At 68.5% G+C, this 14,204-nt stretch carries 17 protein-coding genes; 5 read left to right on the top strand and 12 right to left on the bottom strand.

Features of this window, described 5'->3' with window-relative positions; translation table 11 throughout:
- Window positions 1-27 precede the first annotated feature (27 nt).
- The 3 genes from ACGF7Y_RS16340 (at window position 28) to ACGF7Y_RS16330 (ending at window position 3,131) form a co-directional block, all read left to right on the top strand.
- Complete coding sequence (locus tag ACGF7Y_RS16340; protein ID WP_393234314.1) at window positions 28-897, top strand: MaoC/PaaZ C-terminal domain-containing protein; 870 nt, start codon at window positions 28-30, stop codon at window positions 895-897.
- A gap of 1,009 nt (window positions 898-1,906) precedes the next feature.
- On the top strand, window positions 1,907-2,674 hold the full coding sequence (locus tag ACGF7Y_RS16335; protein WP_393234311.1) for an XRE family transcriptional regulator: 768 nt from the start codon (window positions 1,907-1,909) through the stop codon (window positions 2,672-2,674).
- Complete coding sequence (locus tag ACGF7Y_RS16330; protein ID WP_393234309.1) at window positions 2,658-3,131, top strand: NUDIX domain-containing protein; 474 nt, start codon at window positions 2,658-2,660, stop codon at window positions 3,129-3,131. Before ACGF7Y_RS16335 ends, ACGF7Y_RS16330 begins: the two co-directional genes overlap by 17 nt.
- Window positions 3,132-3,353: 222 nt before the next feature.
- Here ACGF7Y_RS16330 and ACGF7Y_RS16325 read toward each other — a convergent pair whose 3' ends face one another.
- Both ACGF7Y_RS16325 and ACGF7Y_RS16320 read right to left on the bottom strand, forming a co-directional pair.
- Window positions 3,354-3,827, bottom strand: a complete 474-nt coding sequence (locus ACGF7Y_RS16325; RefSeq protein ID WP_393234306.1) for a MerR family transcriptional regulator — start codon at window positions 3,825-3,827, stop codon at window positions 3,354-3,356.
- A gap of 19 nt (window positions 3,828-3,846) precedes the next feature.
- Complete coding sequence (locus tag ACGF7Y_RS16320; RefSeq protein ID WP_393234303.1) at window positions 3,847-4,719, bottom strand: SDR family NAD(P)-dependent oxidoreductase; 873 nt, start codon at window positions 4,717-4,719, stop codon at window positions 3,847-3,849.
- Between ACGF7Y_RS16320 and ACGF7Y_RS16315 the strand changes: the two genes are divergently transcribed.
- Window positions 4,718-4,960 (top strand): hypothetical protein, encoded by a 243-nt coding sequence (locus ACGF7Y_RS16315; protein ID WP_393234300.1) that lies wholly within the window; start codon window positions 4,718-4,720, stop codon window positions 4,958-4,960. The genes ACGF7Y_RS16320 and ACGF7Y_RS16315 overlap by 2 nt on opposite strands.
- A 155-nt stretch (window positions 4,961-5,115) precedes the next feature.
- On the opposite strand, the gene ACGF7Y_RS16310 is transcribed toward ACGF7Y_RS16315, so the two are convergent.
- From ACGF7Y_RS16310 to zapE, 6 genes are all read right to left on the bottom strand, one after another.
- On the bottom strand, window positions 5,116-5,577 hold the full coding sequence (locus tag ACGF7Y_RS16310; RefSeq protein ID WP_393234298.1) for a hypothetical protein: 462 nt from the start codon (window positions 5,575-5,577) through the stop codon (window positions 5,116-5,118).
- On the bottom strand, window positions 5,574-6,848 hold the full coding sequence (locus ACGF7Y_RS16305) for a DUF58 domain-containing protein (protein ID WP_393234296.1): 1,275 nt from the start codon (window positions 6,846-6,848) through the stop codon (window positions 5,574-5,576). The genes ACGF7Y_RS16310 and ACGF7Y_RS16305 overlap by 4 nt, the downstream gene beginning before the upstream one ends.
- Window positions 6,845-7,807 carry a MoxR family ATPase gene (locus tag ACGF7Y_RS16300; protein WP_063049361.1) on the bottom strand — a complete coding sequence of 321 codons (963 nt, stop codon included), beginning with the start codon at window positions 7,805-7,807 and terminating at the stop codon, window positions 6,845-6,847. The genes ACGF7Y_RS16305 and ACGF7Y_RS16300 overlap by 4 nt, the downstream gene beginning before the upstream one ends.
- 29 nt (window positions 7,808-7,836) lie before the next feature.
- Complete coding sequence (locus ACGF7Y_RS16295; RefSeq protein ID WP_063049362.1) at window positions 7,837-8,322, bottom strand: hypothetical protein; 486 nt, start codon at window positions 8,320-8,322, stop codon at window positions 7,837-7,839.
- Window positions 8,323-8,356: 34 nt separating this feature from the next.
- Window positions 8,357-9,277, bottom strand: coding sequence for a DUF4129 domain-containing protein (locus tag ACGF7Y_RS16290; protein ID WP_393234293.1), 921 nt, complete (start codon window positions 9,275-9,277; stop codon window positions 8,357-8,359).
- A gap of 178 nt (window positions 9,278-9,455) precedes the next feature.
- Complete coding sequence (gene zapE, locus ACGF7Y_RS16285) at window positions 9,456-10,472, bottom strand: cell division protein ZapE (RefSeq protein ID WP_393234290.1); 1,017 nt, start codon at window positions 10,470-10,472, stop codon at window positions 9,456-9,458.
- 62 nt (window positions 10,473-10,534) lie between these two features.
- Here zapE and ACGF7Y_RS16280 point away from each other — a divergent pair, with 62 nt between their 5' ends.
- Window positions 10,535-11,113: a TetR/AcrR family transcriptional regulator gene (locus ACGF7Y_RS16280; RefSeq protein ID WP_393234287.1), complete on the top strand. Its 579-nt coding sequence runs from the start codon at window positions 10,535-10,537 to the stop codon at window positions 11,111-11,113.
- 10 nt (window positions 11,114-11,123) lie between these two features.
- Here the strand turns inward: ACGF7Y_RS16280 and ACGF7Y_RS16275 are convergent, their stop codons facing one another.
- The 4 genes from ACGF7Y_RS16275 to ACGF7Y_RS16260 form a co-directional block, all read right to left on the bottom strand.
- Window positions 11,124-11,561 (bottom strand): NUDIX domain-containing protein, encoded by a 438-nt coding sequence (locus tag ACGF7Y_RS16275; RefSeq protein ID WP_393234285.1) that lies wholly within the window; start codon window positions 11,559-11,561, stop codon window positions 11,124-11,126.
- A 112-nt stretch (window positions 11,562-11,673) separates the two neighbouring features.
- Window positions 11,674-12,852, bottom strand: a complete 1,179-nt coding sequence (locus ACGF7Y_RS16270; protein ID WP_393234283.1) for a lipid-transfer protein — start codon at window positions 12,850-12,852, stop codon at window positions 11,674-11,676.
- Complete coding sequence (locus ACGF7Y_RS16265; protein ID WP_393234280.1) at window positions 12,845-13,264, bottom strand: MaoC family dehydratase; 420 nt, start codon at window positions 13,262-13,264, stop codon at window positions 12,845-12,847. The genes ACGF7Y_RS16270 and ACGF7Y_RS16265 overlap by 8 nt, the downstream gene beginning before the upstream one ends.
- Window positions 13,261-14,196: an OB-fold domain-containing protein gene (locus ACGF7Y_RS16260; RefSeq protein ID WP_357038203.1), complete on the bottom strand. Its 936-nt coding sequence runs from the start codon at window positions 14,194-14,196 to the stop codon at window positions 13,261-13,263. Before ACGF7Y_RS16260 ends, ACGF7Y_RS16265 begins: the two co-directional genes overlap by 4 nt.
- Between the last annotated feature and the right edge of the window lie 8 nt (window positions 14,197-14,204).

The following is a 14,204-nucleotide window of genomic DNA, read 5'->3' as shown; positions in this document are numbered from 1 at the left end:
ATCCACAATCATGCACAAGGAGAACTGATGCCCATCGACCCGAAGATCGCGCTCAGCGCGCAACTGCCGAGCCGGGAGTTCGCCTGGACCCCCTCGGACGTGCAGCTCTATCAGCTGGGCCTCGGTGCGGGCACGCGCTGGACCGACCCCGCCGAACTGCGCTATCTCGATGATCGCGAACCGCAGGTGCTGCCGACCTTCGCCACCGTGGCGGCGACGGTGCACGAGACCGAGCCGCCAAGGGTGAGCTTCCCCGGCGTCGAGATCGACCTGGCGAAGGTGGTGCACGGTCATCAGGAGGTCGAGGTGCACCGGCCGATCCCGGCCGCGGGCAAGGCGACCAAGGTCAGCCGGATCGCCGAGGTCTGGGACAAGGGCTCGGCGGCGGTCATCGTCCAGGAGCACACGGTCACCGGCTCCGACGGAGCGCCGCTGTGGACCGAGCGCTCCTCGATCTTCGCCAAGGGTGAGGGCGGTTTCGGCGGCGAGCGCGGCCCCAGCACCAAGTCGGAATTGCCCGACCGGGCACCGGATTTCGACGTCACCACGCCGACGCTGCCGCAGCAGGCGCTGCTCTACCGGATGTCCGGCGACCGCAACCCGCTGCACTCCGACCCGGAATTCGCCCGCGCGGCCGGGTTTCCCGCGCCCATCCTGCACGGATTGTGCAGCTACGGCATCGTCTGCAAGACCGCGACCGACACCGTGCTCGACTCCGACGCCGGCCGCGTCATCGGATTCCGCGCCCGGTTCGCAGGCGTGCTCTACCCGGGCGAGACGATCCGCACCCGGATCTGGCGGCAGGACGACGACGTACTCACCATCGCCGCGACCGTTGTAGAACGCGACGACGCCCCCGTCCTCGGCGACGTCTCCCTACGGATCCGCCCCGCCTGAGCAGTCTCCCTCGCACGACGGCGCGCCACATGTGGGTGCGCGCGTCCGCGAGGCGTCTTGCGTGGCCGGGCGCTCGTCTCCTGGAAGCATTCCAGCGTTCAGCATCTCGACCCAGTAGTCGTGTCGAACCCGGTCCCAGAGTCCAGCAAGTCGCGGGTAGCGCTCCCGAGCCTCCGATAGATCCGGCCACGGCATGAACGACACGGTGGAGGTCTCGCCGGTCGTCAGGTGGGTGATACGCGCCACGCGTGCCACCAGCTTCCATTCGACCGACGTTGAGCCATCCGGGGACGTCGTGATGTGCGAGGGGTTCGGCTTCATCGCATACCCTCCGGCCGGTCGTCTTCGATCCGGGAACCGGACCAGGGGCACGGACGCTGGTCGCTGCGTTGGTGCCGTCCGATCCGGCCGTCTACGACCGGGACCAGGTGAAGGCAGAACAACCGATCGGGGCAACGGACATCGGTCAGTGTCCCCCATCCGTTCGGTGGGCCGTCGGCCGTCTTCCACCAGCGGCACCGAGACAACGGCACCGGGTCGATAACGACCCGATCGTTCGGTAACAGAGTCACATTCGTCCCTGCGCTTGGTTCTCACCCGGGCACGGGGACGGATCACCCGTACCCGGGGAGTCTTTGTAGGCCCAGTCAGCCATAGCGTCCGCGAAGAGCCACAGCATCAACAGCGGCGGAGGCTCGTACCGGCCTGGAGGAACTTCATCCGTCCTCGGGACGCGCTGGGTCAAGTCGTGGCTCACGTCGAACCCCCTGAGGTTCACCGGCTTCGGGTGGGCTTCGTCCGGCAGACGGTCGTAGAGACCCCGCGCAATCGGCATTCACCGCTGCCCTGACGATTGGTTCGAACTCGGCACTGCGGAACGAATCGACCGGTGCCGGGCACCGTCTCAAAGTAGGGATGGACAAGGGACGCCAAAACTTCGCTGGGGACGTTTTACCGGACATTTGAAGTGTCCCGTGCGTCCTCGGGGGACCTTTGGGAAGATGTACGTATGACATCTCGACTCGAGTCCGCGATGCTGAGGGCCGGACTCGACTCAGCAGCGCTGGCGGAAATCGCCGGCGTGGACGTGAAGACCGTCAACCGGTGGCTTGCCGGTCGGGTACCACACCGCCGAACCAGGATTCGGATAGCCGAAGCACTCCAGGAGACCGAAGAGACCCTATGGCCCGTGGCGCGGCCGGATCTGCAATCCGGCGCACCGGCCACCGCAGAGGTCATCGGCGCATACGCGCACCGGGCAGACATTCCCAACGACCTATGGATTTCGTTGGTACACAAGGCAACCGAACGAATCGACATTATCGGGTATGCGTACCCGTTCGTGTTCGAACTGCTGCCGAGGGCAGCCGAGATCATCGCTGCCAAGTGCCGCGCAGGATGCGAGGTCCGGCTAGGCTTCGCCGATCCGGATTGCGCTCACGTCATGGAGCGTGACGCGCTGGAGCAGATGGGCGGGACGCTCCCTGGCCGGATACGCAACGCGCTGTCGATGCTGGGACCGCTTGCGGATACCCCCGGCTGCACCGTAGGACTTCACTCGACCCATCTGTATAACTCTGTGTTCCGGTTCGACTCCGAGATGATCGTGACGCCGTACCTGTTCCGTGCCCGTGGCTACCAGCACACGGCGCTGCATCTGCGCCAGTTGTCGCAGCACGGGATATTCGAGTCGTTCGCCGACCAGTTCGAACAGATATGGGGCACTGTCACCCCCTACTCGACGACGCAAGGATTCGCCAATGGGCTCACGGCGTGACTACTACCGAGATCCGAACGCGCCACGGCCGAACTCGCTGAAGCCGGGAGCTTCCGCGCTGGTGACCGACGAGGATGGGCGTGTGCTGATGCAACGCCGTGGCGACTCGGGTAACTGGTCTCTACCCGGTGGAATCATGGAGGTAGGCGAGACTCTGGAGGGTTGCGCGGTTCGGGAGACCCGCGAAGAGACCGGACTGGACATCGAGATCACCGGCCTGCTCGGTATCTACACCGACCCTGAGCACGTGATCGAACACGCGGACGGTGAGGTCCGGCAAGAGTTCGCAGTGGTCTACTACGGCAAAGTGACCGGTGGGAGGATCTCCGTGTCTGATGAATCGACCTCTGTCGAATTCCTACGACTCGAAGAACTCGGGACGCTGCCCGTACACGAGACTGTTCGGCTCCGGTTGCAGCACCACGCCGAACAGCGCACGACTCCGTATCTGGGTTGACCGCGAAACATTCAGCCGAGAGATCACTTTCTACGGCCGCGCGTTCGATATCGTCGCGACGCGGCCGATACGGGGATGCGATAGTAATCCCGCGAAAAACAACGATGTTGCCTCGACCAGCGGCGATGGCAGATTCGGGCTGCGGGGCGTCGTGTTTGCTGGGGTTCATGCCGGACAAGCTGGCCGCTGCGCCGCCGGTGGTGGTGGCGCGGTTGACGGGCGTCAGCCTTCCGGGTGTCCGTCGTAGACGCGGATTTTGTATTCGGTGGTCTCCAGCGCCAGGCCGAGCTCACGGATCTGCCGCGTGATTCGGTCTCGCTGGTCGAGCATGATGCGGCGGCGTTCCGGGATGGTGCTCGGGCCCTGCTCGACGAGCAGGATGTAACGCTTGAGGTCGGTCATGGTCATGCCGGACAGGCGCATCCGGGTGAGGAAGACGAGGCGGCGCAGGTCGAACGCGGAGTACTCGCGGTACCCGGAGGCGTTGCGAGCGGGCCGCACGAGTCCCTCCTGCTCGTAGTACCGGAGGGTGTGCGTCGACAGCCCGACAAGCCTGGCGGCCGCGGCGATACTCTTGGGCATCGCCGCGGCCTCGATCGTGGCGTCGTCGAGCAGCTCGTGCAGCGCGTCGATCGCCGACGCGGATGGCCCGTCGCCGGCAGCGAGGATGCTTTCGATCAGCGCTTCAGTGGCCATGGCCCACAGCGTACGGCGATCAGAACGCGCGCACCGCGGGCGGCGTGCCCGGGAAGTCCGCCGACTCGCTCACAGACGCCCATTTCTCGACGTCCTCGAGCGCACCACGGTAGACGCGGGTGAGATTGCGAACCGCCTCGGCACCGAGCGGGAGCCGAAGCGGCGCGCCGGGGGTGTCGAGCATGTCGCGGATCACCCGGGCGGCGCGTGCCGGGTCGCCCTCCTGGATGCCGTCGGCCTCGGCCATGTTCGCGCGCACGGCACCGATCACCTGATCGTAGATCGAGCTCTGCTGCGCTGTGTTGAGCACGTTGGCGGCGTTGAACGCGGTGCGGAAGCGACTGGGCTCGACGATGAGGACGCGGATGCCGAACGGTGCGACCTCGCCCGCGAGCGCCTCCGACCAGCCCTCGAGCGCGAACTTGCCTGCTGAGTAGCTGCCGACGGCGGGGAACGACATCCGCCCGCCCTGGCTGCTCATCTGCACGATCGCACCCGAGCGACGCTCCCGCAGGTGGGGCAGCACGGCACGCACATAGGCGGCCGGGCCGAACAGGTGCTGGTCGAGCATGGCCCGCAGCTCGGCATCCGTGATCTCTTCGGCGGCACCGACCTGCCCGGCACCGGCATTGTTGACGAGCACGTCGACGCGCCCGAACACCTCCAGCGCCCGCTGCACGACCGCAGCCGCTCCCGCCGTGTCGCGCACATCGTGCTCGATGGCGAGGAACCGATCCCCGTACCGCGCCTCGAGCCCGTCGAACCGGCCGGCCCGCCGCGCGGTCCCGATCACATGCTCGCCGGCTGCGAGTGCCGCCTCGGCGAGCGCCAGGCCGAGGCCCGAACTCGCACCCGTGATGATCCATGTCTTCGTCTCGCTCGTCGTGGTCATGGCCCCGACGCTAAAGCTTCGAGCGCGCTCGAAAGCAAGCCGCGCTCAGGCTCGGGAGGCGACGAGCGGTCCGGCCCGCTTGATCCACTGCGACGATCTCGGTCTCGGCGCGGTGCACGCCGGGGAGCGTGCCGATGCGCTCAGCGAGGTGCCGGTGCAGGTGGCCGCCGTCGGCGAGCTCGAGGAACGCAGGATGCGAGGACGCCGTGGTCGTCACGGCGGAGTGCACGTCAGCGGGTAGCGGCCATGCGCGGCGTCACCAGCCTGCTCGGCCCAGACCACCCCCAGCGCGATTACTACTGGAACCCGCTACCGGAGAAGCGGCCGGGAGTCCGATCTGCAGATCGTTCGGCACTGGATAGCCCTGGACGGACGAACGCCTATCGGCCAAGCGTCCTAGACTTCGCCCGACGCCGGTAGTTCCCGATCGCCACGCCCGCGTCGGGCGGCGACGCCCTGGATCACGAGGGCGTACAGCACCAGCACGAGCACCGGTGCGGCCAGCGGCGCCCAGGCCAGGCGCAGGGGGACGAGGGCGGCGAGGACGGCGGCCGCCGTGAAGCCGACCGCCCCGGCCACCGACGGGATCGTGGTGGGCACCACGCCGTGCGGCGCGGTCACCGTGGCGGCGTTGAGCAGGTAGGTCGTGGCCACCAATCCCGTTGCGGCGGAGGCGAGCACACCCGCGTCGGCGAGGACAAGCACGCTGAGCGCGAGCAGCACCGCGCAGACCGCCAGCGGCCGCAGCCACCAGCCGAGCCCGACGAGGACGAGGGCGGGAATGCCGATCCACGGCTCGAGCAGCGCCACCGACGTCGCCAGCAGCACGCCGGAGAGAACGGCGAGGAATTTGGTCATCGGCGCACCCGCACGGTCCTGCGGTGTTCGGGAAGCGCCCGCATGATCTGGTCCAGGCGCGCGTCTTCCGGCCACGCCACGATGTCGACGCCGACGGTGCCCATGTCCCGGTACATGGCCGCGCGCTCGAGCTGCCACATCTTGGCCAGGATCGGGTCGAGGTCGTCCCGGAACGGCGTGCCGCGCAGCACGTCCACCACGACCACCACGTGGCCGCGCTTGCGCAGGTCGATCAGCGCGAGCGCGAACTGCGTGTCCAGCAGCGTGGAGAAGGCCACCACGATCGCGCCGAGCGGTACGGCCGCGTGCGGCGCGAGGGTGCCCGTGGTCGGAATGTGCTCGTCGCCGACGTCGAGCACGGTGTCGACGATGCGGTAGAACTGGCGGCGTCCGATGTCCGGGCGCAGCCAGCGCGGCGCCTGTCCGAGGCAGACCACCGCGGTCCGGTCGCCCGCCTGCAAGGTCGACTGCACCACCTGCGCCGCGCCGCGCACCGACAGCTCCAGCGAGTCGGTGGCCGGTCCCGGCGCCTGCTGTGAGGTGTCCACCAGCACCACGACGTCCGCGGAACGGTTGGTCAGCCGCTCGGTGACATACAGCCGCCCGCGCCGCGCGCTCACCGGCCAGTTCACGATGCGCAACTGGTCGCCGGGTGCGTAGGCGCGGATGTCGGCGTACTCGACGCCGGGCCCGTGCCTGCGGGTCAGGTGGGTGCCGAGCCGCTCGGGAAGTTCGGTGCGCGGCAGGCGCATTCGCTGCGGATCGGTGATCGGATAGACGAACAGCTGGCCCGCGGGCAGTACGACGGTGGCGACCGCGAGCCCGGCCGGGCTCAGCGCCGAGACCCGCACCGACACCGGGTATTGCCCCCATCTGCTCGCCGAGAGCGCGAGCCGCAACCCGGCGGGGGCGATTCCGGAATCGCTGGCCTCCTCGATCTGCATCGCCAGCCCGGTGGAGCTCTGCGGTTTCAGGCGCAGCAGCGCGTGCCCCTTCTCGACGAAGGCGGCGACGGTGAGCAGCACTTCCTCGCTCTCGAAGCAGCGCAGCGTGCCGCCGCCGTCGACCTGGATCCTCGTCGAGGACTGCTGAAACGGCGCGGTGGCCAGCACGCCGAGCAGCGGCGCGGCGAACACGAGCAGCTGCCATCTGCCGAGGACCACCGCGAGCACCAAAGCCACCGCCGCGCACCCGGCGAGCATGAAGACCAGCGGTGCGGGTCGCCACCGCAATTCGGCGTCGACCGCGGAGCTGGCGCCGCGGTGCCTCATGTCACGGTGGCGCGCGGGACCGGCAGACGGCGCAGCAGTTCGGTGATCACGTCCTCGCCGCGGATGCGGCGCACCCACATCTCCGGCCGCAGCGTGATCCGGTGCGCCATGGCCGGTATCGCCAGCGCCTTCACGTCCTCGGGGATCACGTAGTCGCGGCCGAGCAGCAATGCCCGCGCCCGGGACATCTGCACCAGGTCGAGTTCCGCTCGCGGGCTCGCGCCGACTTCGACCTGCGGGTGCCCCCTGGTGGCCGACGCCAGCGCGACGACATAGCTCACCACATCGGGGTGCACGGTCACATATTCGACCGATTGCCGCATCTCCAGCAGTCCGTTCGCGTCCACGACCTGGTTGACCTGCGGTTGCTGCGAGCCGCGCTCCAGCCTGCGGCGGATCATCTGGGTCTCGTCGTGCTCGGACAGGTATCCCAGCCGCAGCTGGATGGCGAACCGGTCGAGCTGGGCTTCCGGCAGCGGATAGGTGCCCTCGTACTCGATCGGGTTGTCGGTGGCCAGCACGACGAACGGTTGCGGCAGCAGGAACGTCTCACCGTCGATGCTGACCTGTCCCTCCGCCATCGCCTCCAGCAGCGCGGCCTGCGTCTTGGGCGGGGTGCGGTTCACCTCGTCGGCCAGCAGCAGGTTGGTGAACACCGGCCCGCGGCGGAAGGTGAACCGGCCGGTGGACATGTCGTAGATCGTCGACCCCAGCAGGTCGGCGGGCAGCAGGTCGGGGGTGAACTGCACGCGGTTGAACTGCAACCCGAGCGCGGCCGCGAACGATCTCGCGATGAGCGTCTTACCGAGGCCGGGTAAGTCCTCGATCAGCACGTGCCCACCGGACAGCACGGCGATCATGATCAACTGCAACTCGTCCTGCTTGCCGACCACGACCCGGGACAGTTCCCGGAGCACGGCCTCGCTGCGCTGGATGGTCGCGTCCATCGGCATGGTCATTTGTGTACCCGCACTTGCCTCAACCCATTTCACATTCTCTGCAGGCGGCTCAGGATCTCGTCCAGCGCCGCACGTCCCGGTGCCCTGCTGGTCTGATCACGAAGGGCCGAATTGGCCGGATCCACCCAGCGCCACAATTCGGGCCCGAATTGGTGGATTCCCGCCGCCTCGACCGCTCGGCGGTTCTTCGCCACTCGCTGGCCACTGGAGAGTTCGAACTCCTTGGCCAGCAGCGGACGCAGGTGCCGGTCCCAATCGGCACGGCTGCCGTCCGCGCGGTCCGCGAGCATCTGCGCCCTGGCGTGCCAGCGTTGCAGCATCTCCGCCGGACCGTTCTCCATGTCCTCGACCTCGTCGTCCCCGGCCTCGGAGCGCTCGAACAGCGACCAGACCAGCCAGCCCAGCGCCACCGCCACCGGGATCCCGGCGACGATCAGCAGCAGCCCGCGGGCGCGCTCGACGGCGACCAGCTCGATCACCGCGACGACGATCACGCCGGTGATCACCACCCCCATCCGATTCACAGGACGTCCTTCCTCGCCCGGCTGGTCACGCGGGCACCTCCCCTTGCAGGTCGGCGAGCACGATGCGCAGCAACTGCTCGGCCCGCATGCGCTGCCACTCGAGCATTGCGTGCGGGCTGAACCTGGCCTCCTCGAACAGCGCGACCAGCTCACGGGCGGACGCGTCGTGCAGCGCGCCGCGTTCGAACGCGCGGGCCAGCACTTCCATCGGGGTATCCGAGGCGAGCGGAGCGGCGGAGCGGTCGGAGGCCAAGCCGCGCTCCATCGCGACGTAGCAGGCGATGATCGCGGTGCGCGGGTCCTGGCCCGGGGCGTTCATCGCGGCCAAGCCCATCTCGGCCGCGCGTGCCAGCGAGTCCGCCACGGTGGGCGCCGCCGGAGCCGCGGGCGCGGCCGCGGGCGCGGGCTTGCGCCGCGACGACACCGCGACCACGACCAAACCGCTCATCGCCACCGTCACCAAGCCCGCCGCCGCGATTCCGGCCAGCACCAGCGCCGTCCCGGTCAGCTCCGCCGACCTCGGGTCGTATTCGGTGGGCGGCGCCGATGTCCCCGGCTGAGGGGCGGCGCCCGTGGTGGTGGCGGGCGCCGCCGGGCGCGCGGGCTCGCTCGGCCTGCTCGCGCCGATGAAGTAGATCGCCGACGCCGCCGCGAGCAGCACCCCGAGCAGCGCGAGCGCGCCGAGCACCACCAGGCCGGTCCGCCCGAGACGCCACTGCCTGCGCTCGTCCTCCCGTTCCGGCTCGGGCATGGCCAGCGGCAACCGGTGCTGACTGGCGATCACCCCCGCCAACAGGATCACGATCGACACGCTCAGCAGCACCGGCATGAGCGCGACCGACAAGGCGGACGGTACGTGCCTGCGCGGCCCGGATTCGGTAATTCCTGGGATGTATCCGTGCAGAGCGATGGCGGCAAAAGCCAGCAGCGTGATCAGGACGATCACGCGCGATATCGGCGCTCGCGCCCGGGCCACTGGCTACCACCAAATCTGAGGACTGCACAAAACAGCCACATAGTTACATGCCGGGCGGTCCGCTCGGGATGGAATGGAATACTTCGGAGTCCCTCCTCTTAAACCGCACCTGTGTGGGGACACGGCGGGCCCTGCGGAGCGGCGGCGACTACCGGGCGATTTCGGTCGAAGACTGGGACAATTCACAAAGCCGGCTCGCCAAACGTGAGATATCCGGCACTTCCCGGACGTCCCGCACCAGCTCATCGAGCACCGAAGACGCGACGACGACGAGTTCGCAATCGGTGTCGTAGAGAACGTCGACGAGGTTCACGAAACGCATCGACCAGGCGGGCGGAACTTCGCGCAGCGGGGGTACATCTCGTATTTCCCAGTGCGAAAATCGTTGGGCCAGCGCCACATAATCCCCCGCGGATGTTGGGACACCACACAATTCGGCGAAGTCGATGACGAGAGCGCCGCCGTCTACGGCAATGGCGCGCAATCTCCGCGTGCCGATGGAAATCTCGACCGGTGATTCATCGACGCGTTGTGCCGCATCGCGTTTCCAGACGCCATTGGTCGTCGTCGACAGCGTCTTCCGAGCCGCCGGATCCACGAGATATCGACCAGCGGCGAATCCGGTGCGGGAGCCACGGGAGCCCGATGAGCGATAGTCGATCGCGCCGTCGACGGCCACCACGTCCATGCTCGCGAGAATCCGCTCGATCGTCGGCACGAACCGGTTGTGGAACAGCGGATTCGGCAACAGCTCGCCCGGCGGATAATTCGAGGTCACCACCAGTGCGATACGGCGGGCGAACAGCGCGTCGAGCAGTCGCGCGATCAGCATCGCGTCGCCGATGTCGTGCACGTGGAATTCGTCGAAGCAGACCAGCAAGGCATCGCCGAGCAGCGCGTCCACCGCGGCGTCGATCGAGCCGGACGTGTGCGCCGCGGCGTGCAGATCAGCGAAGAACTGGTGAAAGTGATAGCGCCGCTTACGTTCCGAGGCGACCTCGGCGAAGAACCGATTCATCAGCATGGTCTTGCCGCGACCGGGCCTGCCATGGAGATAGACGCCGCGGCGGCGCCGGACCGGCCGGCCGCGCCGATCCACCAGTTCGCGTAACTGCGCCGCCGCCCGCGCCTGATCGGAATCCCACTGGTTGATCTCGGGTTCCATGACACCTCCTCGTCCTCTACATTTGTAGAGGACGAGGACGCTCCGCGGCAGGAAGGGTGATCATGTCCACAGGCGACCGGCGCGTGCTCCTCGTCGACACGGCTATCGAACTGATCGCGGCAAGGGGCCTGCGCGCGCTCACGCACCGCGCGCTGGACGCGGAGCTGGGTCTGCCCGCAGGATCGGCTTCCTACTATTTCCGCAGCAAACGCACGCTCATCGAGGCCATCGTGGACCGGATCACCACCCGATCCCGCGACGATTTCGCCGCCGCCGCGCTCGCGCCGCCCGGTGCTATGGCGCCGGAATCGATCGCCGTGGCCATCGCCGCATGGCTGGACCGGCTACTGACCGAACGGCGCGCGCACCTGATCGCCCGGCACGCTCTGCTCATCGATCTGCTGGACGATCGCGACCTGCATCCCCGGCTCGTACGCAGCCTGTTCTCCACCGACCGGGCCCGAGACCTCTTCCGCGCGATAGGTGCGGCGGACCCGGACACCCGGGCGGACGACTTCGTCGCCGTCGTCGAGGGAGCCGTCTTCGACCGCTTCGCGGGCAACCGCACCGCCCTGCGCCCGGACACACCGGAAAGCGTGCGGCAGCTCGCCCGCATCCTCGCCGCACACCTGAGCGCGTGACCGCCGCCGCTCAGCGCGGCCAGCCCCGCTGACTGTAGGTCTCGCCGGTGAGGTAGCCGCGGATACCGGCGGCCGGATACGGGATGAGATTCTCCGGCAGCTTCGCGAGCGGAAACCACCGCAGTTCGTAGGACTTGTCGGGCTCGCGGTTGACCGGCTCTCCCGCCCAGCGGCGAGTCTCGAAGAACAACCCGATCCGGGCTTCTCGCCCGGTATCGACGACATGCGCGGAATGGACGTGCCGCAGATCCGCCGGGTCGATCAGCACGCCGACCTCCTCGCCCGCCTCGCGGACCGCCGCGGCGAGCGCCGACTCCCCCGCCTCCAACTTCCCGGCGGGCAGGTGCCACAACCCGTCGAACTCGTCCGCGCTGCGTCGCCTGCTCAGCAACAACTCCGCGCCGCGCAGCAACAGCACATGCACGTCCACTACATGCCGGACCACCACCGGCCCCAACCTACGCGCCGCCGCGACTCACCCGAGGCGTACCGACACCCGGTCAGCACTTCGCACCCGCCGTAGCGGGTGCGAAGCAAGACCCGAGTACGCGAAGCGAGGATCAGCCGGTGGTGAGAACCAGGCCGGAAGTGGGGACGCCGGTGCCCGCGGTGACCACGACGTTGGTCAGGTCGGAGACCGGGTTGACCGAGGTGCCGCGAATCTGGCGCACGGCCTCGGCGATGCCGTTCATACCGTGGATGTACGCCTCGCCGAGCTGGCCACCGTGGGTGTTGAGCGGCAGGCGGCCGCCGGCCTCGATGGCGCCGCCTGCGATGAAGTCCTTCGCCTCGCCCCGTCCGCAGAACCCGAGCTCCTCCAGTTGCATGAGGACGAACGGGGTGAAGTGGTCGTAGAGGATCGCGGCCTGCATGTCCTCCGGGCGCAGTCCGCTCTGCGCCCACAGCTGGTCACCGACCAGGCCCATCTCCGGGAGACCGGTCATGGCGTCGCGGTAGTAGCTGGTCATCACGTATTGGTCGGCTCCAGAGCCCTGGGCGGCAGCGGCGATCACAGCCGGACGCTGCGGCAGATCGCGGGCCCGCTCGGCGCTGGTGACCACGATCGCGACGCCGCCGTCGGACTCCTGGCAGCAGTCCAGCAGATGCAGCGGCTCGGCGATCCAGCGGGAATTCTGGTGCTCCTCCAGCGTGATCGGCTTGCCGTAGAAGAAGGCGGCCGGGTTCACCGCGGCATGCTTGCGGTCGGCCACGGCCACTCGGCCGAAGTCCTCGCTGGTGGCCCCGTAGACATGCATGTATCGCCGGGCGACCATCGCGACCTGCGCGGCCGGCGTGCCGAGCCCCTGCGGGTAGGACCACCCCGCGTCGATCCCCGACGAGGTAGGCGCGGTGGCCAGCGCCGTGGAGAACTGCCCGAACCGCGACACCGACCGCTCGTTGAACGCGCGATAGGCCACCACCACATCCGCGATTCCGGTGGCCACCGCCATGGCGGCCTGCTGGATGGTGGCGCAGGCCGCGCCGCCGCCGTAGCCGATGTGGCTGAAGAACTTCAGCTGTGGAATGCCGACCGCCCTGGCGACGGCGGCCTGGGTGTTGGTGTCCATGGTGAACGTGGTCAGGCCGTCCACGTCAGCGGGCGACAGGCCCGCGTCGGCCAGCGCGGCGGTGACCGCCTCGGCGGCCAGGCGCAGTTCACTGCGGCCGGAGTCCTTGGAGAAGTCGGTGGCCCCGATGCCGACGATGGCGGCGCGGCCGGAAATGGTCTGCTCAGACATCGGCCCTCCGCAACGCGATGACGGCCGTGGCCGTGATGTGGTCGCCGAGACTGTCCTTGCCGACCACGTCGATGTGGATGTCGTCGCCCTCCAGCGCGGTCACCGTGCCGGTGAGCGTCAGCGTGTCCCCGGCGTACAACGGCACGCCCAGGCGCAGCGCGATCGACTTGACGACGGCGCGCGGGCCCGCCCAGTCGGTGACGAAACGCTGCACCAAACCGGTGTCGGTCAGGATGTTGACGAAGATGTCCTTCGAGCCGCGAGCGACAGCCTTGTCCCGGTCGTGGTGCACGTCCTGGAAGTCCCTGGTGGCCAGGGCGGTGCTGATCACGAACGTGGGGTCGGCGTGGATCACCAGCTCCGGCAGCACCGCGCCGACGCGCACGGCGTCCGGTTCCACGGCCGCGGTCATGAGACCACCTGCCAGACCGGCAAGCTCGCCTCGTCGTCGAGTTTCTCGAAGCCCACCTCGACCGGCAGGCCGACCCGCACCTCGGCGGGGTCGATGCCGCGCAGTTCACCGAGCATGCGCACGCCTTCCTCCAATTCGACCAGCGCCACCACGAACGGCAGTTGCCGTCCCGGCACCTTCGGCGCGTGGTGCACGACGTAACTGAACACGGTGCCGCGCCCGGAGGCGACGACGTAGTCGGTCGGCTTCGACTTGTCCTGCCAGATGGCCGGAATGGGCGGATGCCGCAAAGATCCGTCCGGCAGCCGCTGAATGCGCAGTTCGCCCGCTTTCGTTCCCTCCCAGAAGAATTCGGTGTCCCAGGAGACCAGCGGCTTGACCCGCTCACCCGCGGCGGGTTTCGGCGCCGCGGTGCCGGGGGCGAATTTCAGCAGGCGGAACAGCATCTCGGCGACCACCTCGTCACCGACCCGCCAACTGGTCCGGAAGGTGACGAACCATCCCTCGCCCAGCGCGGTGCGCTTCGGGCCGCGGATATCCGACAGCGTGCTGGTGACCGAGACCTGCTCGCCGACTTCGAGGTAGCGGTGATAGGTCTGCTGACAATCCGTGGCGACCACGGAGGTGTAACCCGCCGCGTCGAGCAGCTCGGTGGCCGCGCCCATCGGGTCGTCGGCGGGGCGGGAACCGTTGAGCCCGAACATGGTCCACACCTGGGCCATGGCGGGCGGCGCGACGACGCCGGGATGACCCGCCGCGCGCGCCGCCTCCTCGTCGACATAGATCGGATTGGCGTCGCCGAGCGCCTCGACCCAGTTGTTGATCATCGGCTGGTTCACCGGATCACGCCCGAAACGGGGCGCGCACTCACCCGCCGCCCGAATGGCCTCGGCGGCGGCGATGATCGCTTCCGGAGTAGTGGTTTCCGGCACGCGCGGCT

This window comes from Nocardia sp. NPDC047654 (genome assembly GCF_043205035.1).
Classification (GTDB): Bacteria; Actinomycetota; Actinomycetes; order Mycobacteriales; family Mycobacteriaceae; genus Nocardia.
The sequence above is the reverse complement of the archived record's forward strand: the minus strand, read 5'-3'. Positions and strand labels throughout refer to the sequence as shown.